Annotated in this window: 33 protein-coding genes; 7 read left to right on the top strand and 26 right to left on the bottom strand. The window is 57.5% G+C overall.

The genetic code is table 11. From position 1 onward, the window contains the following. Position 1 precedes the first annotated feature (1 nt). The 8 genes from ASE80_RS28170 to ASE80_RS28135 all read right to left on the bottom strand — a co-directional run bounded on the left by ASE80_RS28170 (position 2) and on the right by ASE80_RS28135 (position 5,042). Positions 2–673 carry a phage tail protein gene (locus ASE80_RS28170; RefSeq protein ID WP_056861789.1) on the bottom strand — a complete coding sequence of 224 codons (672 nt, stop codon included), beginning with the start codon at positions 671–673 and terminating at the stop codon, positions 2–4. A 69-nt stretch (positions 674–742) separates the two neighbouring features. Next, positions 743–1,162, bottom strand: coding sequence for a phage tail terminator-like protein (locus tag ASE80_RS28165; protein ID WP_056861788.1), 420 nt, complete (start codon positions 1,160–1,162; stop codon positions 743–745). Further along, the gene (locus ASE80_RS28160) at positions 1,159–1,755 is read right to left on the bottom strand and encodes a hypothetical protein (protein WP_056861787.1); all 597 of its coding nucleotides are present in this window, start codon (positions 1,753–1,755) and stop codon (positions 1,159–1,161) included. Before ASE80_RS28160 ends, ASE80_RS28165 begins: the two co-directional genes overlap by 4 nt. Continuing rightward, positions 1,752–2,123 (bottom strand): hypothetical protein, encoded by a 372-nt coding sequence (locus ASE80_RS28155; protein ID WP_056861786.1) that lies wholly within the window; start codon positions 2,121–2,123, stop codon positions 1,752–1,754. Before ASE80_RS28155 ends, ASE80_RS28160 begins: the two co-directional genes overlap by 4 nt. A 17-nt stretch (positions 2,124–2,140) precedes the next feature. Then, positions 2,141–2,644, bottom strand: coding sequence for a DnaT-like ssDNA-binding protein (locus ASE80_RS28150; protein WP_056861785.1), 504 nt, complete (start codon positions 2,642–2,644; stop codon positions 2,141–2,143). A 59-nt stretch (positions 2,645–2,703) separates the two neighbouring features. Then, a complete protein-coding gene (locus tag ASE80_RS28145) occupies positions 2,704–3,288 on the bottom strand; it encodes a hypothetical protein (protein WP_056861784.1) in 585 nt (194 codons plus the stop codon). 47 nt (positions 3,289–3,335) lie between these two features. After that, on the bottom strand, positions 3,336–4,301 hold the full coding sequence (locus ASE80_RS28140; protein ID WP_056861783.1) for a major capsid protein: 966 nt from the start codon (positions 4,299–4,301) through the stop codon (positions 3,336–3,338). A gap of 12 nt (positions 4,302–4,313) precedes the next feature. Further along, positions 4,314–5,042 (bottom strand): hypothetical protein, encoded by a 729-nt coding sequence (locus ASE80_RS28135; RefSeq protein WP_017479625.1) that lies wholly within the window; start codon positions 5,040–5,042, stop codon positions 4,314–4,316. Positions 5,043–5,173: 131 nt separating this feature from the next. Here ASE80_RS28135 and ASE80_RS30990 point away from each other — a divergent pair, with 131 nt between their 5' ends. Then, a complete protein-coding gene (locus ASE80_RS30990; RefSeq protein WP_133257325.1) occupies positions 5,174–5,818 on the top strand; it encodes a hypothetical protein in 645 nt (214 codons plus the stop codon). Here the strand turns inward: ASE80_RS30990 and ASE80_RS28130 are convergent. Genes ASE80_RS28130 through ASE80_RS28110 form a run of 5 tightly spaced genes read right to left on the bottom strand, consistent with a single transcriptional unit; the run spans position 5,808 to position 10,707 of the window. Then, positions 5,808–6,905 carry a minor capsid protein gene (locus tag ASE80_RS28130; RefSeq protein WP_056861782.1) on the bottom strand — a complete coding sequence of 366 codons (1,098 nt, stop codon included), beginning with the start codon at positions 6,903–6,905 and terminating at the stop codon, positions 5,808–5,810. The genes ASE80_RS30990 and ASE80_RS28130 overlap by 11 nt on opposite strands. Beyond that, entirely contained in the window at positions 6,880–8,298 is a 1,419-nt protein-coding gene (locus tag ASE80_RS28125) for a DUF4055 domain-containing protein (RefSeq protein ID WP_056861781.1), read from the bottom strand. The genes ASE80_RS28130 and ASE80_RS28125 overlap by 26 nt, the downstream gene beginning before the upstream one ends. Continuing rightward, positions 8,295–9,617: a phage terminase large subunit family protein gene (locus ASE80_RS28120; protein ID WP_056861780.1), complete on the bottom strand. Its 1,323-nt coding sequence runs from the start codon at positions 9,615–9,617 to the stop codon at positions 8,295–8,297. The genes ASE80_RS28125 and ASE80_RS28120 overlap by 4 nt, the downstream gene beginning before the upstream one ends. Next, positions 9,592–10,068 carry a DUF2280 domain-containing protein gene (locus ASE80_RS28115; RefSeq protein WP_056861779.1) on the bottom strand — a complete coding sequence of 159 codons (477 nt, stop codon included), beginning with the start codon at positions 10,066–10,068 and terminating at the stop codon, positions 9,592–9,594. Before ASE80_RS28115 ends, ASE80_RS28120 begins: the two co-directional genes overlap by 26 nt. A gap of 30 nt (positions 10,069–10,098) precedes the next feature. Next, positions 10,099–10,707, bottom strand: a complete 609-nt coding sequence (locus ASE80_RS28110; RefSeq protein WP_056861778.1) for a putative metallopeptidase — start codon at positions 10,705–10,707, stop codon at positions 10,099–10,101. Between the two features lie 76 nt (positions 10,708–10,783). On the opposite strand from ASE80_RS28110, the gene ASE80_RS28105 reads away from it, so the two are divergent. Then, complete coding sequence (locus ASE80_RS28105) at positions 10,784–11,104, top strand: hypothetical protein (RefSeq protein WP_056861777.1); 321 nt, start codon at positions 10,784–10,786, stop codon at positions 11,102–11,104. A gap of 38 nt (positions 11,105–11,142) precedes the next feature. On the opposite strand, the gene ASE80_RS28100 is transcribed toward ASE80_RS28105, so the two are convergent. Further along, entirely contained in the window at positions 11,143–11,604 is a 462-nt protein-coding gene (locus ASE80_RS28100) for a hypothetical protein (protein ID WP_056861776.1), read from the bottom strand. A 73-nt stretch (positions 11,605–11,677) separates the two neighbouring features. Between ASE80_RS28100 and ASE80_RS28095 the strand changes: the two genes are divergently transcribed. Next, positions 11,678–12,118, top strand: coding sequence for a hypothetical protein (locus tag ASE80_RS28095; RefSeq protein ID WP_056861775.1), 441 nt, complete (start codon positions 11,678–11,680; stop codon positions 12,116–12,118). Between the two features lie 43 nt (positions 12,119–12,161). Here ASE80_RS28095 and ASE80_RS28090 read toward each other — a convergent pair whose 3' ends face one another. The 12 genes from ASE80_RS28090 to ASE80_RS28040 form a co-directional block, all read right to left on the bottom strand. After that, positions 12,162–12,506, bottom strand: coding sequence for a hypothetical protein (locus ASE80_RS28090; protein ID WP_056861774.1), 345 nt, complete (start codon positions 12,504–12,506; stop codon positions 12,162–12,164). After that, positions 12,503–12,841: a hypothetical protein gene (locus ASE80_RS28085; protein WP_003218335.1), complete on the bottom strand. Its 339-nt coding sequence runs from the start codon at positions 12,839–12,841 to the stop codon at positions 12,503–12,505. The genes ASE80_RS28090 and ASE80_RS28085 overlap by 4 nt, the downstream gene beginning before the upstream one ends. Before the next feature lie 124 nt (positions 12,842–12,965). Further along, complete coding sequence (locus ASE80_RS30985) at positions 12,966–13,478, bottom strand: hypothetical protein (RefSeq protein WP_133257326.1); 513 nt, start codon at positions 13,476–13,478, stop codon at positions 12,966–12,968. Between the two features lie 8 nt (positions 13,479–13,486). After that, on the bottom strand, positions 13,487–13,672 hold the full coding sequence (locus ASE80_RS30545; RefSeq protein WP_371919097.1) for a zinc finger domain-containing protein: 186 nt from the start codon (positions 13,670–13,672) through the stop codon (positions 13,487–13,489). A gap of 128 nt (positions 13,673–13,800) precedes the next feature. Continuing rightward, positions 13,801–14,343, bottom strand: coding sequence for a hypothetical protein (locus ASE80_RS28075; protein ID WP_056861772.1), 543 nt, complete (start codon positions 14,341–14,343; stop codon positions 13,801–13,803). 176 nt (positions 14,344–14,519) lie between these two features. Further along, positions 14,520–14,717, bottom strand: a complete 198-nt coding sequence (locus ASE80_RS28070) for a hypothetical protein (RefSeq protein WP_056861771.1) — start codon at positions 14,715–14,717, stop codon at positions 14,520–14,522. Positions 14,718–14,909: 192 nt separating this feature from the next. Beyond that, on the bottom strand, positions 14,910–15,455 hold the full coding sequence (locus ASE80_RS28065; protein WP_056861770.1) for a hypothetical protein: 546 nt from the start codon (positions 15,453–15,455) through the stop codon (positions 14,910–14,912). Beyond that, complete coding sequence (locus ASE80_RS28060) at positions 15,452–16,027, bottom strand: recombination protein NinG (RefSeq protein ID WP_056861769.1); 576 nt, start codon at positions 16,025–16,027, stop codon at positions 15,452–15,454. Before ASE80_RS28060 ends, ASE80_RS28065 begins: the two co-directional genes overlap by 4 nt. Then, positions 16,024–16,494, bottom strand: a complete 471-nt coding sequence (locus ASE80_RS28055) for a hypothetical protein (RefSeq protein WP_056861768.1) — start codon at positions 16,492–16,494, stop codon at positions 16,024–16,026. Before ASE80_RS28055 ends, ASE80_RS28060 begins: the two co-directional genes overlap by 4 nt. Further along, positions 16,494–17,300, bottom strand: coding sequence for an ATP-binding protein (locus tag ASE80_RS28050; RefSeq protein ID WP_056861767.1), 807 nt, complete (start codon positions 17,298–17,300; stop codon positions 16,494–16,496). The genes ASE80_RS28055 and ASE80_RS28050 overlap by 1 nt, the downstream gene beginning before the upstream one ends. Continuing rightward, on the bottom strand, positions 17,290–18,147 hold the full coding sequence (locus tag ASE80_RS31985; RefSeq protein WP_056861766.1) for a replication protein: 858 nt from the start codon (positions 18,145–18,147) through the stop codon (positions 17,290–17,292). The genes ASE80_RS28050 and ASE80_RS31985 overlap by 11 nt, the downstream gene beginning before the upstream one ends. Positions 18,148–18,358: 211 nt before the next feature. Then, the gene (locus ASE80_RS28040; RefSeq protein WP_056861765.1) at positions 18,359–18,571 is read right to left on the bottom strand and encodes a transcriptional regulator; all 213 of its coding nucleotides are present in this window, start codon (positions 18,569–18,571) and stop codon (positions 18,359–18,361) included. An 88-nt stretch (positions 18,572–18,659) separates the two neighbouring features. Here ASE80_RS28040 and ASE80_RS28035 point away from each other — a divergent pair, with 88 nt between their 5' ends. From ASE80_RS28035 to ASE80_RS28020, 4 genes are all read left to right on the top strand, one after another. Beyond that, positions 18,660–19,319: a LexA family protein gene (locus ASE80_RS28035; protein ID WP_082463697.1), complete on the top strand. Its 660-nt coding sequence runs from the start codon at positions 18,660–18,662 to the stop codon at positions 19,317–19,319. A gap of 48 nt (positions 19,320–19,367) precedes the next feature. After that, on the top strand, positions 19,368–19,886 hold the full coding sequence (locus ASE80_RS28030; RefSeq protein WP_056861764.1) for a DUF4823 domain-containing protein: 519 nt from the start codon (positions 19,368–19,370) through the stop codon (positions 19,884–19,886). 36 nt (positions 19,887–19,922) lie between these two features. Then, positions 19,923–20,162, top strand: coding sequence for a hypothetical protein (locus ASE80_RS28025; protein WP_056861763.1), 240 nt, complete (start codon positions 19,923–19,925; stop codon positions 20,160–20,162). A 93-nt stretch (positions 20,163–20,255) separates the two neighbouring features. Next, a complete protein-coding gene (locus tag ASE80_RS28020; RefSeq protein WP_056861762.1) occupies positions 20,256–21,173 on the top strand; it encodes a hypothetical protein in 918 nt (305 codons plus the stop codon). The last annotated feature ends 61 nt before the right edge of the window (positions 21,174–21,234 follow it).

The following is a 21,234-nucleotide window of genomic DNA, read 5'->3' as shown; positions in this document are numbered from 1 at the left end:
ATTAAGCCCCGCCGTCAGCAACAACTGGTGCACGATACGCGGTGATCTCTGCGTTGATGGTGAAGCCAAACGCGACGGCGGCACCCTCGTTGCGCACCAGGGTCGGGCTTTTGTTGAAGGACGCGTAACCGGCGTAGTAGATCGTTTTCCCGTTCGGCAGCGACATACGCAGGATCCGCACTTCCTTCTCGCGGTCGGCCTTATCCAACTCTTCGTACCAGGCCAGGCTGTCGTCGTCAGCGAGCTGGAACGAGAAAGCCTGGGCGTTCTTGGTGGTTGGAATCTGCTTGTCGCGGCGCGCTTCGAGCGGCGCGTACGTCCAGTACTGCTGCTCACCGCCGGACATCGAGTTGCCGATCACTTGGTTAACGGCGACCCAGCCGGTGACCTTTTTGGCCGTACCTGCACTGATGCCGTCTGGAAAGAACGAGGTATTCGAGGTGTCGATACCTTCCAGGGTGAAAGCGCCGGCAGCAGCAGCGGCAACACGCACGGCACGCTCGTTGATATCTTCCCAGCCGGATGTGACGAGCAAGATATCGCCATTGGCAAAACCGTTGGCAAGCGCGGTGGCGACGCCTGGGTTTGCATTCGTGATGCTGGTGATCTCCTTCGCAGCGGCAAAGCCGGTAGAGATCGCCAGTGTTGCCCCGTTGGGGAAGTAAACAGACATGGGTTTTCCTCTTTGCAGAAATGACAAAACCCGCTCAATGGCGGGTTCAGGATTTGCCCAACGGGCGGGTTATGGCGTGGTGTCGGAGCGGTATGAGAACGACAGCGGGACGGTGTAGGTTGAGTCGCCAGTAATGCCAGGTCCAACATCTACTGGCGTCATGGGCGTGACAACGAAACCGTTTTTGGTGTCCCGTACATATAGCGGAAACAGTGCGGTCAACTCTGCCGAAATTGGGTTCGTCTTGGTTTTGCCGCTGCCCGCCGGCGCGATGATGCTCACTTGAAACACACCGGTGAAAAGCCGGTGATCGCCACCGAGCGTGTTGCTCGCGGTGTCGCCCGGGATAGTGAAGGCTCGCAGATAGGTCTCGCCCGCCGCCGGCGTGTAGGCCGTGTTCTCGAACACGATCTTCAGCTTCTCCGGCCTGGCAGCGTTCCAGGCGATTAGCTTGGCCTCGTAGATCGAAGCGATAATTGCGTGACTCATACCTGGTTGTTCCTGATGGCCTCCAGCACTATCTGCTGAAAGCGAGCCACGGTGACCCGAACCATGCCGCCGGGGGCCTGGGTGGAATGGCCGAACTCTAGCGGGATCGCATAGGGCAAGTTGTTGATGATGTAGGCCATCTGGCCGGCGGTGAAGTCGCTCATCGCTGCGACCAGCGCCGCTGTAGTTTCGGCGCCGCTCGGGTCTACCTCGTCAAAGGTGACGTTCTCGACCACGCCCAGAGAGATGTGCCAGTTCGCACGAAACCGGCCGCCGACGTAGCCCTCAGGCGCCTTGATATCCATGCCGTCGTTGAGCTTGCGTCCCTTCTTCAGTCTGCCGCCCTTCGTCAGGTTGGCCGGATCACTGCGCAGCGCGCTGTTGTGATCGTCGACAGCCTTGTTGTACTGGGTGGCCACTGCGTTCTGCGCCCAGATCTCCGGATTACCCACGGGAGACATCCGAATCAGGCTGCTGCCGACCTCGATGATGATCTCGCGCACACTGGCGTCGATGGCTTCGCCGGTCTGGGCGGCGAACTCGGCCAGGCTCAGGGCGAAACTGCCGGACTGCCCGGAACTGGCCCGGCTCACGACCGCACCTGCAACTCATACAGGATCGGGGTACCGGCAGGGTTCACATCTTTCAGCGGCGGCACGATAGACCAGGTGCGGCCCTGGGCGACCACCTTATCGAGCAGACCCGGAACCCAGGCCAAACCCTGAGCAGCGATCTTGAGCTTCTTGTCGCCCTGCCGGATGAGGCTGTTGTTCTGGAATTCTAGGCCGGTGAAGTCGAGCAGGATGCCCTGGGCGATTTGCTCGACGGTTGCGCCTGGAGCTTCGCCGCCGATATCCGGGTCGTACTCGCCCGGCTCAGTCCTGCTGATGGTCACAGACTGGCCGAACTCTGTGATCATCTCCAGAGCCATCACGGCCATTTCGTCGTAGAAGGTGGCCATAGTGGTCTCCGCTTAAGCTATGCGCGGATTGCGAACAGTCCGCGCTTTTGTAGGTAGTCGGCAAACTGCGTTGCGCTCGGCCGATCTGGAGCCGCCGGCAACAGCCGGTTGCTGGTGGACGGGATAGCCGCATATTGCCGCGTCACCGCGCCCTCAACACGATCCAGCAGCACAGCGCCCTTGCGCTTCTCCACCGGGTCGATGTCGTCCTGATGGATCTCGGCGGCTAGGGCCATCTGCCCGTACTGGATGCGCGCTGGCAGGTAGTTGTTCGGCTTGATCTCGTGATCCAGCAGTACTTCCCGGCGCGGCCAGGATAGTGCCTGATCGCTGTTCGTCTTGCGCCCCTTCCAGGTCATGCCATCCATTGCCAAGGTGGCCCGGCGCAGCAGCGCTTCCTGCTCCGGAACGCCTACAGGGATGACCGTGCCGAATTTCACGGCATACATGGCCAAGTCCTCGGCGCTCGCGTAGCTTTCGGCGTCAGGCTTGCCGGTGCCGTCCTCGATGATGAGTGTCATGCGTCAACTCGCTGGGATGGTTTGAAGACTGGCCGCCGGATCATCGACAGCCAGCATTATCACGCCTTGGGCAGATCAGCGACGATCTTTTCCAAGGATTCTTTCGAGGCGTTGGCCCGGTATGGCACCTTCGCTTCATCGAGCTTTGCTTTCAGTGCCTCAATTTCACCAGTCTCATCAGCAGGCGGCGCGATTGCGCCCTTCTTTAGCGCTTCGATCTCTCCCCGCAGCGCGGCGACCGTCTGGACCAGCCCATCGCGCTCGGTGGTCAACGCGCCAACCGAGTTATGGATGGTGCCCAGCACTTCAAACAAGCGCAACGCCAGGTCGCCGGACTCTGGACGATGGACTTCGCCAGCTTCCAGGCCGTCAACAAAGATCTGGATCGATCCATGCTCAGCACGCAAAGCCGCGACCACCTTTTCCAGTTCGGCTTCGTTGCCCGCACCAACAATCTGCGCCCACTTGGCTTCCTTCACCGACACATCGATGCCGGCTGCTTCGTACGCATTGACCACACTCGGCCAATCGCCAATCACCAGCACGCTGGTCACACCCGCTTCGGGCTTATCGAAGTGCTCCGGATTGCGGTAACGCTTCTCCGGGTCGAAGCCGTCGAGCTGGTTGCTATAAGTCAGTTCCATGTGTTTCTCCAAGGCGGCCATCGCTGACCGCGCGCTGAGTTTGAGGCTTAACCGCCAGTAACAGGAGGCGTTGCAGTGAGCGTGATCATCACGCCGGCGGTGACCTTGTTGCTGCCCGCGTGCTTGACCCAGTTGGCAGCGGAGCCAACGGCAGCCAGAGTCGGGTTGGAACCGCCAGTGGTGGCTTTCCAGCTGTAACCCAGCACATCGATATTGACGGTGCCTTCAGCGCGGTAGCCGATGCTCAGGTTCTCTTCGTCGTTCACTTCGTAGGAACGGAAGCCCGGTGCCTGCGACTCGGTGATGGTTACTGCGTTTGGCAGCAGACCGAAGATCACATCCGCCGGCGCGGTATCGGTCACCAGTACCGGCTTGCCCAACGTGCCCGGCAGGCCGCCGTAGATCACGACACCAGCTTCTTCGTAGATCTTGTTGGTGATGGCTTCGTCGACGATGTCGAAGTAGGCGCTGGAGTGCATGACCCACAACGCAATACGGCCGAACTTGTCGCCGAACTTTCGCATGCCACGGGTCAGCGTCTTCTTACCGTCGGTTTCGATGTTGGCCGAAACCACCATGTCAGCATTGGAGCCGATGGCGGCACGCAGGCCAGCAGTTGCGTACTGGATGAAGCCTTCCAGGGTCGCGTCAGCAACGTCGGCGCCGACGATCTGGGAGAACTCCTCGACCGGACGACCACGGCGCTTGAACGCCTCTTCGGTGGTCTGGTACGGGCCGTACTTCCAGGGAGCTTTGACGCCAACAGCTTCGCCGGCGCTGATCTTCTTGGCAGTTACCTTGCCGTCAGAGTTGACGTCGCGGTGCTCCAGAGAGCCGTTCAGCTTGTAGAGAGCGCGCTTGCGGAAGTCGCCTTCGATCAGTTCATTGTCCAGCACTATCGCGCCGTTGGACGATGCGTTGAACACATCCAGGTTGTCCTGGACACGCTCCAGGTATGCGGTTTGCGCCTCATCGTTGTAGATGATCAGGTCGCTGTTAACGGTTGTAGCCATGGGTCAATCCCCTTACTTGGGCAATGCGAGATATGCGGTTTGGCCGTGCTTGCGCTGAAAGTCGCGCTTCTGCTCGGAGGTCATTTCGGAGCGCTTGAATGCAGCCTTGCCGCCACCCCCGCCCGGGGCAAATGTCCCTGAAGCCCTTGGCCACAGATGAGGTGCGCTCTCGCGCAGAGATTCCGCCCATTCGAGCGGAGTCAGAGGGGTCTTGCCGTCTTTACCGAGGATGACCTGGCCGGATTCATCAACGGCGACTGCATCGCCATCTTCGTTAAGGGTGAACACGCCTTTGGCGCGCAGGATGATGTCGTCGGTTGCTTCAGGTAGAGCGCCAGCTTTCAGTGCTGCTCCGCGCACGGAGTCGCCCAGGACTTTGCCCTGGAACTTGGCCGCGAAGGACTCAGCCTTCTCGGCGCGCTCGCTGATGGTCTTCAACTGTTTGTCGTAGTCACCACGCAGACGCTCAGTGCGGCGGTTGAAGACCTCATCAACCTTCCCCTCGGTCAGCAGCTTGGTTTCTTCGTCCTGGCCGGCGCGACTGAGCAGCCCTTTCACGGCGTCGATGTCGATGCCTTCAAACTGTGTTTCGAACTGGGTCAGCTTGCCGGAGGTTTCCTTCAGCTTGCCCAGCAGCTCCGAGTTCTTGGTTTTCAAACCAGAAACGGATGCTTCAACGGCAGTCGCGATAGCGGCCTTGATTGCCGGATTTTCCAGGTCGATTTCGTTTTCTTCTGCCACGTTAATGCACCCCTTGGGTATGTTTAGCCCGCTTTGCAGGCATAAAAAAACCCGAAAAATCGGGTTAGAAATTCTTACTACTCATCTTGAATATCTGGTAAAAACGCCAGCCAACCAAAAGGAACTTGATAATGACTACGCCCACAACTCCAAATACGCCATCGACGCCAAACCATGCATCATCGAATAACCTGCAAAGCGGTAGCACCAACGTAGTTCCACCTGGAGGCGGACTACCGCCAAGCAACCATCATCACTCGCCTGCTCCCCCCCCTCCTCCTAACCCTGAACGAAATGCGCTCCGGAACGCGCTGATTATTGCCATATTGTCCTCTACGATGACTTTGGTCGGAGTTTTCGGCACTGGCTTGCTAGGATTGGAGTCCGCAAAACAAGCTACAGTTTCGGCTGAACGGACAAGTTGCAGGGTCGCTGTGGACACCCAGGTGAGCGCAATCCGCGATAAAGCTGATTCGTTCTATAAAGCGCTAGGCAGCATTGTTGCATCTGGCACTGAATCAAAATTTAACAGAGAACAGTTTTCACTGAGACTTGGCAGAGCTATTGAATCTGGATACTCCTTAGGAATATCTGCTTCGAAGGAGTTCGGCGATAAGACACTTACAATGACTAAACTGCTTCGCACGTCATTACAGCTCAAAGATAATGGCGAATTTGAATCCTCCGAGAAAGAGTTCGAGGATGCCAAAGACGCATGGACAAAAGCTTACTTCGAATACATTTCGGAGCTAGAGCAAAAGAAAACTAAATGCTAGATAAAATATTTGCTCGCTCAAAAGCTAGTGGCTCCAGCCTTCTCATTTGATTGAGGGAAAGCGGCGCAAAGTTGCGATCAAGCTGCAGTTCGGTGAAGCGCTCGACGGTAAGCCCGCCCTCCCGGAACAGCTTTGCCCGGACGGGGCCTATAGCTACGTCCTGAAAGGATGGCGGCTGCTGCTGGAGCCAGTGGTAGTAATCGAGACCAGCGCTGACCTGCTGTCCACCATTCGCCCCCACTGAAGCCCGCGTAGCGCCTTTGACGAACATAGCGCTGAGCTTGGTCAGCAGAATGAAGGTGGTTCGGCAATTCGGGTGAAACGGCGGCCTAGGGCCGGAATCCACCGGAAACTTACGCTTATCCATCGAGCGGCATTGCTGGCTGGTCTTGCTGTCCAGGGTCGCCACCATCTGGATCTCTTCGACGATGTCCGTATTGGCCTTGGCCACCTCCATCCTTGCCTGGGACGACACATGCTGAATAGCGGTGTGCACGACCGTGCTGGCATTACGGTTCGTGGTGGCCAGGATGCCGTCCTTGTAGCCGACTGCCTTGGTGCCGCGAATATTGCGGATGATCTGGAAGTTCGTCTGCCCCTCGAAGAAGCCCTGCCGGATCGTGCCGGCGATGCGCTCACGCTCTGCACCTGTCCAGCCCTTGATGAAGGCCTTTAGCAGCTTCCCGCCACCGGTGCCGCGCACGCTGAGCGGGTTGGTCAGTACTGCAGTACGGATTGCAGCTGCAGTCGGCGCGACCACATCGAGCGACACGCCAACCGGTGCCGACCTGGCAAGACTGGTCGCCTCAAACTCGGCCTCGTAGTTGGCAATGTCCACCAAGTCGAGATTCAGTTGCGCGCTGTAGCGGTCGAAGATGCCCAGCAGCAGGCTATCCACCTCCTTCAGCAGCGCTTCCAAGCGCTTCGTGTTGTACTCGGTCAGGTCTGACTGGGTGAGCCGTTCGCGGATCGAGCGGTCGATCTCCTTGAGAAAGGGAGCAAACTTACCCACCTCCCCGGCCTTCAGCTTTTCGAGGAAGACTGCGTGCCGGATCGTGGCGTCAAGGATTGCTTGGTTTGCCGCCATTTGGTTTGTCCTCGTCGTCCAGGTCCAGGCCGTCGCCCTGCTCTTCCAGCTCGCCGTCAATCTGCAGGTCGGTGCGCTCTGGCGCGATCAGACCCAGCTTGCGCAGGTAGGCCCGTAGATCAGCCTTGGCGAAGCCGCCTTGCTGCCACAAGCCAACCAAAGCCGTGATCATCTGCGGATCTGCCGTGAGTTCGACGAACTCCTGATTCACCTGGTAGGCGACCTTCTTGTCTGCAACGCCCATGTAGGCGCAGCACCACATGATTGCCCGGGTGTAGGCCTCGCTGACGTTTGCCACGCAGCCGGCCAGCACTGATGTGGACGCCGACTGATCGCCCCGGGCCTCGGTCGCCGTCTTGGACGACAGAGACGCAACCACCATCCGGGCGCCCAGTTCGATCATCATCTGGTTCTTGTCGGCCATCGCCTCTTTGACCAGCGTGTTCGGCAAGGGCTGCGCGTAACCAAACTGGCCGCCGGCAGGCAGCATCATCGGCGCCCTGGAGCCAACATAAACGCCGTTCTTCTCCATCCAGTCGCGCCACTGCTCATCAAGGCCGCTGATCCACGGCTGAGCCTGACCACACCAGAAGACACTGTCTTCGTAGTCGGCACTGTTCCGGTAATGGCCCAGGTTGATCATGGCGATGTCGTAGAGCGGCGATTCGTCGATGCTTGGGTCGTTGTTCTGCGCGCCCACGAAGGTGAACGGGATCTCCTTGAGGCGACCGGTTACGCCTTCGGGCTTGAACTCGTCGATGACTGCCAGCGGCCCTCCGCCTTTCGGCCCGGACCGACGCCAGACACGGCAGACAAAACCGTCACTCTCGAGCGCCAATTCGCGGTACTGCTCAGCTGTCTTGTAGCCGAAGCCGTCAGGAATCTCCGGAGACTCCCGCAGCACCACCAGCGTCAGCACGCTGTGACCGTTCACCATGCCCGTGCGCCAGTTGATGATGTCCTCGGCGCAGTACGACAGGATCACCGAGTGACCGCCGATGCCGTCATCCTGGTGATAGTCGACGTATAGGCCGTGACGGCCAGCCTCAAGCACCTTCTCAAGCGTGCCTTGTGAGTGCTGGTAAATACTCACCCCGGAGCCGTTGGCGTTGTCCTGCAGGTATTCCAGTTTCTTCGGCACCGTGAGTGTCGGATCCTTATGGAAGGCCAGGCCCAGCAGCCCGTTACGGGTGTGCCCGGTGGCGTTCTTGAACACCGCCCGCTCGCGGTAAGCCCGGTTCCGATCTTCGTTCTCCGGCGACTTGTCGTGCGCGTTGATGTACGGCAGCCGATCGACTACCCGGTGCTGGCCCGCGCAGACGTCGCGAACGGTCGCCCAGCGGTCCAGCACTGCCGTGTATTCCGCCCGCTTGAAGGAGACGTCGTTGCTCATCGGGCGTATCCCATTTTGATAGAAGTGACGATCGCTTTGATCGGATAGCGCTTGGCGATGAAGTAGCCGGCGGCGTCGTTCATATGGTCGTGACCCTTTTTCGGATCTTTGTCCGGCTCGCCCTTGTCGGTGTAGGTCTGTCGCTCCAGGCACAAGGTGAGCTGAGGGCACTGATCGATGTTGACCACCAGTCGTCGCTCGCCGTAGGCGTTCAGGAACATGGCGTTCACCGAGTTCACGCGGTCTTTCACGCCTGGGTTTGTGGAGTCGACGATCACCGTGAATTTTGCTTTCTTCAGCAGCGACAAGTCGGACTCGCTCGCGTTTTTGCTGCTGGTGTTCTGCCCGCTGGCGTCGGGATAGACCGCCACCGAGTGCCCAGGGAACCGTGTCTGGATCTTCTCGATCATCTCCGGTGTATCCCGAACACCGTGAAACTCATCCAGGGCCATTGGCAGATCGTTACGCACGACATAGACCACGGCCGCCATCTTCATGACGTTGAAGTCCATACCGATGTGCAACGCCTCGCCCGGCCTGATTCGCTCGCTGGTTCGGCACTCGTCGCGATTGAACGTGTAGTAGACAACGCCCGCGTAGTTCTCGAAGCCGGCCTCGTACTCTTGCCGGAAGGTGCGCGGATCCATTTTTCGGCGAGCCGCTTCAAGCTCTTCAGGAGGAACGTTGCCACCCTGTAATGACGTGTACTGCCAGCTCTTGTGATCAGGCTCGCCACCTGGCTTGCCGTCCAGGTACGTGTCGTAGCAGTGGTTGAAGCCCTTCGGAGTACCAATTCGAAGCGCATGGCCGCCCTTGCGCACGCCGACGCCCGGAATCGTGTACTGACAGGTAGACAGCATCGGCCTCAGCACTTCTTCCCATGCAGCCCACGGGCAGTCCGCCCATTCATCCACCAGGACGAAGAACAGACCGGAGCCGCGCAGGTTGTCGTAGTTGTCGAGCCCCACCACGCGCATGACGTGGCCGGACTTGAGCGTGATCGAGCATTCCGTCTCGTTCGGGCGGTGTGCACGCCACGCTTCGGGGATGGCCTGCTTCAGCCGACGCCAGAACACGCGCTTGGCCTGCTTGAAGGTCGGTGCGCCGTACCATATCTCGTCCTCGACGCTCACACCCCACTCGGCAGCCAGTCGTGCCGCGCGGCGCATCTCGGCCTTGCCCAGGAACGTCTTGCCGAACCGCCGGCCGCACACCGCATCACGGAAGCGGGCCTCTGGCTGGAACCCCCAGCAGTAAATGTTCGCCTGCTTGGGCGTCAGCTTTACCGGCGGGTCAAAGGTACGGGGTAGCGGGGACATTCTCATCAGGCTCCAAGGTGTACTCAGCAACGGCGTGCGGCTGGTCCGCTTGGGAGCCCAGAGGTTTTTCAGATTCGAGGCGACGATTCACGTAAACATCGCCCACCTCTTTGGCGGCCTGCTCCAGTAGCTGGGCAGTCAGCGCCATGTTCTTCATGTTCTCGGCCTTCTCGGCCATGCGTCCAAGCGCGCGCAGTCGATAGGCACGGTTGGCGATCGGGATCTCAGCGGTTTGTTCGCGAAACCGAGCTCGGGTGTCTTCGAAAAGGGTTCGCCACTTCAGGTGAAGGTTCCGCCCGACGTACTTGGTCGGGTCGTACGCCTCACACTGCTGGCGGGTAACATCGAGGCCATATTCCACTTTGACAGCCGTCACCACCTGGGATGGCGTGTCAAAGCAGGCTAGAGCCTGTACTACAAAGGCTTTCACCTCGTCTCTGAGTGCGGCCATAGATGGGCATCCGTCAAAGTACTGTCAAAGTCAGGCCGACTTGAGCAGACAGGTTCCGCAGGCCCTCGATATATTCAATTTCCCCACCTCAGCAGGACTGTTTGCAGCATCCACCAGAACCTGTACGTTAGGGCTTGCACCGTAGCGGCGGACAACGCCGACGAACTCTTCTACGTCGTGGCCCTGCAGCTTGATCTTCGGTGCACCGTCTTGGGTGAATGCTGGTTGACCATACTTGTCGGTCGCGTGAGCCAGGTGATACAGCTCGTGTTCCAGGAGCGCGCAGAACTCGAGGTCGCTGCACTGGGCGCAGTAGTCGGCAGCCAAGGTGATGATGTAGGCCGGTACCTCGCCGAACCAATCACGCATCTGTTGTTCCATCCGGGCTTTCTGCCAACCGCCGGCGCGGAACGCCACCTGCTCGGCCTGTCCCAGTACTGTCCTGCCCTGCTTCTCGAAGCTCGACGACGCCCACATGACCCGGATGTCTGCATCCAGTAGGTGGGCATGGTCTTCGTTTTGAATGCTGCCTGTGTCGGTGAGTATCTCGCGTTGTATCCACTCCCAGACTTCATGAGCTGGCGCCAAGGTCAGGAAAACTGAATCCAATAGACTGGAAGGCGGGATTGGTCGAATCACGGCCGTGCACTCAAGGTTGAAATTTTAAGGGTTAGCCCCATCTAGAGTTCCTCTACCCAAAACAGGAACCGCTGTGATGATCGATGAAGATGTGCAGGGATTGATCGTGTCGTATGTTGCGGCGAAGCTGGCAGTTGACCAAGAAAGCAAAATCTCAGAATCCAAACTTGAACTCGCAAAAAATGATCAAGCAACGGCATGGGTTGAATTGAGCAAGGCGGGCTTCTCGGGCAAAGCCAAGATTGGAACTGCAGTGGCCCTTTCCCCGAAAGACTTCCGCCCACTTTTGAGTGGCGGCCCGTCAGACTCGCTGATCATGATTAATGCCGATCAGAGCAAGTCTGTTGAAGTTCCTTGCTCGAAGGTTCTTGATCGATACTTATCCCGCTTCCAGTAACGTTCCACCGCCCCAAGCCGCAAACGCGTCGTACCCGTTCAGCGATCCTGAACCCGTTGAGCGGCTGACGCGCCATCAGTCAGCCTGAACAACCGTATCTCTCCGCCGGTGTAGATGTCTCGTTTCATGGCGGCGCGCACAGCGCCCTCTGCGCTTGCCCCCATATCCATTGCCGCCAGGGCATATGCAGCGCCGCTCCCAATGGCATCAGGATTGGTTAGCTCAAGCTCCTGTTTCCAGATACCAGTTTTGTCGTCGTGCCCGACCATCAAAAGCTTACCGCCATCGACGACATAGCCTGCGCACTCCACAGGAACTACCGATGGGGTGCCGAAATAGGCAGCGATCAAAGCCTTCTCGTCGCATACAGCGCCCGACAGGAAGAAGCTGACGCCATCTATCACCTGATACTTTGCCGCGCTGTCGGAAACGATGCGGTCGTTCCTGGTCTGGCGGCCGTCATAGGCGATCACGCCGTCTTTGTAGGCAATGGTCGTCATCGGTGTGCTGCTCCGGCTTGAACTGGTGAAAGGTTAACGGTATTGATAGTGGTAAAATCACAAGGAAGTCCACATGAGTGAAATGAAACAAGCGGTTCCTCTCCGCCCTAAACTCACAATCGCATTTTGGTCTTTTGCTCTTGGAGTGGGATCAACAATCGCGACAGTAGGGATTCACTACGGCCGCCAAGACAGCGACCTCATTAATGCCAGAGAACGAGTAGAAGACTTTAAAAAGACAAACGACGGCCTCAATACTTCACTAAACCAATGGATAGGGGCGTACAACAAGCAGTCAGCAACACTCGCCGCTTCAGAGGAGCGAGTGCGTCAGTTGGAAAACGATCGGTGTACGCCCATCAAATTGGATGTCGACGATATAAGGTCAGATATCAGCTCGGCAATGAAGTACTACCCCGAGAGGGTTGGTTCCCTTGAGGTAATGATGGAGCAATATCAACAGACCTTGCGCGCTTGCTACGCCGCAGCAACCAGTCCCACTCGCACGCCGTAGTAATCCCGCGCCACGATTTGGCACATTAGAAATGTGGCGCGGATTACTTGCTCCGTCGCTCGACACCGCCAAGTACCTTGTCACAGTTCAGGCAGTGCTCGCAGTTCAGCGTGCGGCACAGCCAAGCCTTGACTCGCTGCCAGTACGTGACCATGAAGATGTGCCGGGCACCGGCCATGGCCAGCGCGACATGCAGTGTCAGGCCAGCAGTGGTCGGGCCGAAGAAGATGTTCTGGCTACGTACCGACACAACAAACCCCGTGATGGCGATCGTGGTGTAGATCAGCTTCCCAAGGATGCCGTCTCTCACCTTCCCGCTCAGTACGCACCAGGCTGCCCACAGCGCGATAAGGCCGCAGGCTATGGAGTTGATCAGGTCAAGATTCATGGTGGATTGCCTCCCCCGAACCGCTGGCGAATAAGCGCCCAGAGGTCAGCGGATTTAATGGCTCGATTGATGGCCGCGAGGAGCGAGCCGCCGAAGGCACCCAGCAGGAAGCCGATACCGGCGACGATCTTCGGCTCTGTGACGCCGAGGTAGGTGCTGACCATGCTCGTCAGGTAGATCGAGCAGGCCATGCCAGTGATGAGGAAGATCATCCAGGCACGCCAGTCGTTCAAGTCGTCCTTGTGCCACCAACTGGCGATCACAGCGCCAACAAGGCCCGCAATCAGTAATTCGAACCTGTCGATCTTGTCGAGCAGGCGCTGTAGATACTCCATGCGCTCGACTCCGTGGGGCATGCTTGAAATAGGTCAGCCCCGGCGGCACTCCCTGCTTGGAGCGAAGGGTGTGGCGGGGCCGAAAATGAAAAAGCCCCGGCGAATGCCGAGGCTCTTGGTCGAGTTAAAAAGCGTTGTTCCAGTGATACGTGTAGAAAGTCGGGAGATCACCAGTACCGTGATCTGGATAGAAAACACCACGTGTCGGAACTGCGGTCGGGGTGAAGCCAAATCGAGCCCACCGAGGAACTCCATCTACAACGACAACGTTGCCGTCATCTTGCACCTGCAGGTAAGCGCGATCCGCAGCCCCGTTGATCCAATCACCCTGGGTTGCCCAGGTGCGACTACCTACACGGTCTACCAAAAAGGCAGAGCCTTGCATGTAGAAGCAAGTGACCAAATCTGTATTTGGACGGTTGTCTACATACGTGTAGGGAACGCTGCTATCAGCCACCCAGATTGGAACGCCGTTATCGTAGAGCCGTAGATTTCCATCAGCCTCTAGGATCAGCTTGTATCGTTTGCTTGGAGATTCGAGATACTGCCCCGCCACCAGACAGTTACGCGGAGGTAGGATAGCGGTGCCATTATTGGCGCTGTTAAAAAGGATAATACGAAAGCCACTATGGGACATTTTTTCACCTATTGAATCGAATGATTGATAGCGGAGGATTCCGCATTCATGTCGCTCAAAGGCGATTGCTCGAGGCTCGCGGCCTTCACATGATTCAGCGTTCCACATCGGGAACATTTGATCTGGAGCTCTGTAAACCCACCCGTACGGGCGAGAAGTCTTTTGCAATTACCGCATCTGATTTCTTTCAACATCTGCAAATTCCTTTTGCAATGTCTTTCTCGCGATCAAAAAAAGCCCTGCTGTAGCAGGGCGATTTTCAAAACACGTGGGATAAAACATCGAATCTCTTACCGGTAGCTAATGCTCCCAAATAGTCTGATCATGTTGGGCCGGGGAACGTCATCGGCTGAAGCAGCGGAGTCTTGCACACTGCTATTGCGTGTGCTGCGGCACCTAGTCTGTCGTTCTCCCCAAGGGTAATGTTGTAAGCCTTTGCCATATCAGCACGCACTTCAGTTGCCAGAGCATTCAGAGCAAGAACATCATGTGATCCACTCAAACCACTTGAGTCCAAATTTTTAACGGTAATTGCTGAAGCACCGGCCGCACCGCTGAACGCCGCAATCCAAGTCGCGTTCGCAGCAGCGTTTGCTGCGATCAACGCCGGGGCGACCACTGAGCCCGCGACTAGCCCGCCTATCGCGATCATATTCGTATTCCACGCCCGATCTTCTGCCTTCTTGCTTTTCACTCCTAAGATCTCAAAGCAAGGCTGAAGCATCTCGTCGACTTTTTTGGTCACCTCGAGAATCGTGTAACGGTCATCATTTTTAGCTTTGGCACCTAAACTCGCAGAATCCGGCTCGACTGGTTGACAACCAGAGGTCATGAAAAGAAAAACAGCAATAGAGCTTTTTTTCATCGGGGCAGCCCAACCATTCCGTTGAAAACTCTTAGTCCATTTTCGAAGATGATCAAAAGTGGAAGCCTCGGGGCTTCACCAGCCCAAAGTGCCATCATTACAATAGACAATTTATTGGGTCTTGCACTTCAAATAAAAACCCGGCGCAGCAGCCGGGCTTCTTAAGACATACAGAATCAATTGTCGGGATGCTCGCTCGCTACTGAATCAGCGGCGTCCACATCCGACATATCCTCTTCGAGAGGTGCATCGTCGTCCGGCGGCAGCGGGATCTTGTCCTCATCACGCCTAGGATCGTGCCCTGTCTCGTTATCAGTGCCGCGTGTGACTTCCTGTTGAGAAATGTTGCCTGGCGCACTCTTATCAATGTCCATGCTTGCTCTCCGCTCGTATGCTCGGGATATCCGGGCTTAAACATGTGAGCAAACAGACCGAAGCGAGTGCCGAGCAATGGACGAACGGAGGAAACAAAAAAGCCCAACACTGTGGTTGGGCTTTCTATCCAATCCCCGATAATCGCAGGAATGACAGGATGGGTAGATAATGGATCAATGGTTCATCCGCAGTCAAGCGACTTTTGTCCCAATTAGTCCCTCAGCATCCAAGACGGCCTGTACAGATACCAAGGCTTCATCTACCTCCCGTTCCAGCAACTTTCGAATATCTCTTCTCCACCGCTCCTGGGTCTTGATCGGGTGCGGCTCATCAGACCAGTTGTCCATCTCGTACCAGCCGGACGGGAGCACATTGGTGGAACGCTTGCCGTCTACTCCGGGAAGCTTTGGCAGCGCCCAAGTCACCACGGCGCAGTGCAGGAACCGTTCAGGCGCTGGCGATCGCACAGACCGGGTCAACTCTGCAATTGCGTCGTGCTTGCGCTCCTGGTGCGTCGAGTACTTCGCCACAAGTGCCCGCCAGTGCGCCGGCGTCAGCGCCCTGTGCAGCCGACCGAAAACCCAGCAGTCCTGGAGAAACGCCGCCTCCTTGCCGACGATCTCCCCCTTCTGCTTGGCGCACTGCACTTTGGGCTCGAAGTCGCAGCCGCCGGCGGAACTGATGGTCTCGGCCGCAAGGGCGCGAACTACTGCTGAAACAACGTTGCGATAGGTCATGCTGCAGCCCTCTTCAGTTCTTTGGTCTTTGCCCGGTAGTCGGCGGTCATCGCCTTCAACTCATCCACGGTGTACTTCTTGGCCTCATGAGGGCCTTCCAGCCAGTCGACAGCCTCGGCGCCGATACGCTTCACCAGCTCAATGCGGTAATTCACGATGTTCCCGGAAAGCCGGGTGTTGCATGGCGAACACTGGCGGTGGCAGTTCATCGGCTCGAAGCGCAATGCAGGATTGCTCCCCACGGTCCGATAGTGGCCAGCGTCATACTTGCCCTGGTGGTGCCGGCCGCAGCTGACGCACGGCAGTGCCGCGTCGCGGGCGCGCACCCAGGCGTTAAAGGCCTGCTGTGTGTCTTTGAGGTGATCCGCCCTGCTCTTCAGCCTCTCCTTACGGACCTTGATCTCGCGGCGCTCAACCAGGGCAAGCGACTTACGCGCCTTCGCCTGGTTCACATCCTTAATGGCCAGGCCACACTTGGGGCTGCATACGGCCTGGCCCAGTCGCTGCGGCCGGAAGCTGATGGCGCATGCCGGGTTCTTGCACTTCTTCGGTTTGGGTTGCTTGGCGATCATGCAGCCTCCTTGCTGAGTAGATCAGTGAAAACCACACCTTGGCCTGTGAAATAGGCGGCGATGCGGTCGGTGTAATTGATGCCCTGAGCGCGGTTGAACAGGCTGGTCACAGGGAAGCCATCCGGCCCGAACAAGTGGCACTCGCCCATCATGGCCAGCTTCGTTTCGTAAGGCAGATGACGCATGACCCGGTACCACTCGGCCTGAAAACCGGCATCCTCGTTCAGCAGGATCTGCACGCCGAAGTGCAGCTTGCAGTAACGCCGGGCGTCAGCCGCGTCACCGATCTGGGTCATTTCAGCGATGCGCTTGTACATCCCAAACCACAACCGGTTCTGGTCAAGCGTGCGGTCCTTGCCCGGGCGCAGTGTCACCACGACAAACTTCTTGTCTTTGTACATGGCGCTGATTTTGGTGATGACCTCGGAGAGCTTGGCCTGGCAGTTGACGCTGATTTTGTCGGACATCAGAAACCCTCCTTACCGCGCTGCGATTCCCACTCAAACGGAATGACGATCACCCCGCCCTCTCGAAGGCGATCAATGCAGCGCTCGCCGATGGCGGCCGGCAGCGACTGGCCGTCCAGGTTGGAAACGATGACCGTCGGGCGAAGTTCTTCGTAGCGGCCGTTGATGATTGCGAACAGCGTGGTCAGCTCGAAGTCGCTGGGCTTCTCCTTGCTGACGCCGATCTCGTCCAAGATGAGCAGCGAGGGGCTGATCAGGCTGGCCAGGATCTGGCTTTCGCTCTGGTCGCTGGAGTGGTCGTAGGTCGCACGGATGGCCTGCAGCACGGCGCCGATGGTGCGGTACACCGCCGTTGCACTGGACTTGGCCATGATCTCGTTGGCGATCGCCACGGACAGGTGCGTCTTGCCGGTACCGGGCTTGCCCAGCAGCAACAGGCAGCGGCCAGTCTCGGCGATCTGCGCGAACTCAGCGGCATACCGGCGGCTGGTGTTCAGCGCCTTGCGTTGCTCCGTGGTGGTGGCGACGTAGCCGTCCAGGGTCTTGCTGGCGAAGCGCTTGGGGATCAGCGCGGCACCGAGCTTGCGCTCCATGGACATGCGCAACTCCATCGCCTTGTTGGCCAACTCCGCAGCTTCAGCCTTCTCGCGAATGATCCGGCCGCACTCAGGGCAACCGCTTTTCAGCTCCTTGCCCAGCACCGGAAAAATCTTCTGGTCGTAGTGCCCGTGGGTCTCGCACTCGGCGGGCTGGATGCGGGTGCCCGGCGGCAGTTCAGGGGTTTGCTGGACCGGCTCAGATCGCATAGGAACCGTCCTCACGCTGAATCAGGCCATCGGTGTAGTTGCGCTCGGCAAACCCGGTGTGGCGTGACTGAGGGGCTGGTGCCGGTGCGGACTCAGCCAGGCGCTTGATCACCCACGAAGCCTTGAAACCCTGCCAGCCGGAATTCAGCGCTTCGGTGATTGCGTCCTCTGCAGTAATCCCGGCCTCGGCGCACTTATCCAGCTCGGTGTTCACGGTCGACCAGACGGTGGCGGTCACTGCAGCGCGCTTGGCCTTGCGCTGGGTCAGCCAGTCGGCCAGCAGTTGCTCAGGGACGTTGTGCGGGTTGTCGGCCAACAACTGCGCCATGCCGAACGGAGCCTTACGATCAGGCTTCGGAGGTTCGACTGGCTCCTGGGGCGGATTAATCTCTTTCGAAGAAAGAGTTAATAGGGGTTCTTTCTTTGTATAAAGAAGGGAGTGAGCAGTTTTGGTCTCACTCGCAGATGGTCTCAGTGAGACGATATTGGCTGAGTGAGACGTTTTGGTCTCAGTGAGACGTTGTTGTTTTTCTTCGAAGAAAGACCACTCACGGACTGGCGCGATGCCGATATCCCCACGGCTCCCGCCAACGCGGAAAATTATTCGGCGCTCAAGAAGATGGCTGATCGCCTTCGACGTAACGTCGCGGCGCAAGTTAGTCTGTTTGCCGATATCGTCGGCAGTCAGGCGTTTGGTTTCCAGTTGATAGCCGATGGTCTGGCGTGCAATGGCCATGAGAACGCGCAGTTCACGCGCTGGCAGATCAACCGTAGCCAAAGCCTCCATAAGGCTATTGTCCATACGGGTGAATCCCCGAGGGTTGTGTAACGCAACAATGTTTGGCATGATTTCTCTCGCATAAAGTTGTTGAAGAAGCCGACCTCGTACGTCGGCTTTTTTTTGCCTGGAATTCGGTGCGAAAGCGCCAACCTCCCCGCCCTGCTCCCCATTTCGCCCCTCTCAAACCCCACTGGATAAAACTCCAGCAACTTCAGGTTTCTTACTTCGCAGACCGTCTGGGCCGATACTGGCTACACCGATCAAGTGAGCGCGGGAGTCAGGCGACCGACTGGATGCCTCTTTGGCGCATACACAGCTCGCGAGCCGTTATCTGTCCGCCGGTTAACTCTTCAGCCTTAAATGCTTTTTCAGCGCCCATCGGATGAATCCCGGAAACCCAGTACGAAACCGCGGCCTGCGAGACGTCGAGCGCCAAAGCTGTTTTGGTTTGCCCGCCGAAGAAGTCGACGAGCCTTTCGATAGGGGTCATGAGAGCGCCCTCCTGATAAGTCTGCTTATATCCTAAGTAGAAGGACACTTATTTGCAAGGCAATAAGGGAACTTATAAATTTCAGTTCATGAGCACACTCGCCGAACGAATCAAAACCGCACGCAACCACGCCAAGCTGACGCAGAAGGCTCTCGCCTTAAAAGTGGGTGTTGAGCAGCCGGTAATCTCCCAGCTGGAGACCGGAAAAAACCTTCAAAGCGCACACCTCCCGAAGATCGCGCACGTGTGCGGTGTGAACGCTATTTGGCTCTCGGAAAACACCGGTCCAATGACTGGAGTGAGCGCCTCGGAATCGAACATTTCAGTTGCCGCCCAGCCCACCAAATCATTCCGCTACCCAGTAGTCAGCTGGGTTGCCGCCGGTGCCTGGTCGGAAGCCGTTGAGCCCTACCCGACCGGAATCTCGGACTCGTATGAGTTTTCGGAGTACGACGCCAAAGGCCCCGCTTTCTGGTTGACAGTCAAAGGCGACTCGATGACGGCGCCCGCCGGCCAGAGCATTACCGAGGGCACGCTAATCCTTGTGGACACCGAGGCTGAAGTCGCACCAGGTAAGCTGGTGGTGGCCAAGCTTCCGGACAGCAATGAAGCCACATTCAAGAAGCTGGTCAGCGATGGCGGCAGGCTGTTCCTGAAGCCACTGAACCCGAGCTACCCAATTGAGGCGGTAGACGAGAACTGCCGGATCGTGGGCGTGGTTGTGCAAGCGCTGCAGAAGTTTTACTGATCAAGAGATTTAACTCAATTTTGCAGGACATCTGAAAAGGAAATCGAGATGCGCATGCCCGTAGTTCTAATCTTGGTCGCGGCGCTTTCTGGCTGTGCCGACTCCCATCAGTGGCTACCAAATCAGTCTGGCTCTACTCAGCAGCTCAATCGAACGGACAAGATATACATAGCTACTCCGGTTGATGGTGAATACGGCAACCAGGTGTACAAAGGCTCCGGTCGTAATACAGCGCAAATCCTCTACGCGGCGTTCGCGCGAAGATCGGCAGCAGTAACGGTAGATCCAGAAGCCTCTAGCTATGATCTGGCCTTAGAAAAAGCGAAGCGCAGCGGGCAAGATATCTTGGTTCTTCCGGCTATCCTGCATTGGGAAGATCGCGCAACTGAATGGTCGATGATCCCTGACAAGGTAGAGGTCAAAATAAGCGTAATTCGGGTTTCTTCAGGGGCTGTAATCAGCTCCGGGATCGCGTCAGGTGAAAGCGGTATTGCAACATTTGGCGGGGATCACCCACAGGACTTGCTGCCCGAGCCGGTTGAGACATTCGTCTCATCTTTATACTGAGCCGGCGCCAGCGCCTATCGATTCGGAGAAAGTCCCGTGCCCCTCACCAAGCCAAACCAAGATCTCAAGCGCGACCTGCAAGGCGTCGCCTCCGACCTCAAGTGGTCAGCCGTAGAGCTCATGAGGATTGCGGAGCAGCTGAGCCTGGCGGGGAATGAGGCGGACGCCCAGGCCGTGCTGAAGATGTGCACGGTGCTTCATGCGGACGAGGATCGGCTGGCTGGGTATGCGGACGAGGTGAAGGCGGGGCAGATAAATCGAAGCAAGCCTGAATAGGCGCATAGTTTGGCGCGGAGGGATGCTGTAGCCTCTCGCTTTCGGACGGGCAGCCATAGTCTTAAATAGACAGAATCACGCACGGAAGCAACAATGGAAGACATGAGCAAAGCATCGCTACAAGTCGTTTATGACGGGCCCGCGCTTCAATCGCACGAGATGGAAGTGCGTGATCTTGCGCCCGCCCTTCTGGCTCTCGGGGAGCTTTTCGAAGAGGCAAACGCCACGCTCAACGATGGCCGAACCAAGCTCTCCGTCAGCGTCAAAGGATCATTTAAAACTGGCAGTTTTGGAATTGATCTTGGCGTAACGCAGAGTCTGATTCAGCAAGCCCAGGATCTTTTTGCCGGTAGCCCGGTTACCGCAGCGGCGAATCTGATCGCCCTGCTCGGCTTTACGAGCCTAACAACGAGGGGTGTTTTTCAGCTCATCAAGTGGGTTCGCAATCGAGATATCACAAAAGTTGAAATCCTTAGCGATGGCGTTGTCAGGGTTTTCTGCGATCAGGAGCATTTCGACACCGAGGAAAAGGTGTTAGCGCTGTTCCGAAATTGGAAGCTACGCAAGGCTTTCCAAGACGTAGTGCACAAACCGCTCCAGCGGCCGGGAGTTGATTACTTCGCCGTTCGCGAGCCTGATGGCGATTTCGTAGCGGCATCAGAAACGGAAGCCGAAAACTTCATCGCTCCCGAGCAGGAAGAGGAGCGACTTGATGAGAGTGAGCGAGTGGCCAGCCTTCAGTTGGTGAACATCGCCTTTCGCGACGAAAATAAATGGAGATTCCACGATGGCGCGTCCACGTTCTACGCGTCAATTGTTGATCCAAGTTTCCTTTCGATGATTGAGAGTGGCGATCTGCGATTTGGCAAGGGAGATATCTTAAGGGTTCGCCTAAAGGAAATTAAAACCCTTGTGGGCGATCAGTTGAAGGCCGAGCACCAAGTTTTGGAAGTGCTTGACCATCGCCGCTCTGGCACTCAGCTAAAGCTTCCAATTCAACACCCCGATTGAATCAAGCCCGGCCCAGCGCCGGGCTTCTTGTTTCTGCCCTCCCCGATCTGAATCCCTAGCC

The organism is Pseudomonas sp. Leaf15, assembly GCF_001421425.1.
Taxonomy (GTDB): domain Bacteria; phylum Pseudomonadota; class Gammaproteobacteria; order Pseudomonadales; family Pseudomonadaceae; genus Aquipseudomonas; species Aquipseudomonas salomonii.
This window is presented reverse-complemented; position numbering and strand designations above follow the sequence as displayed.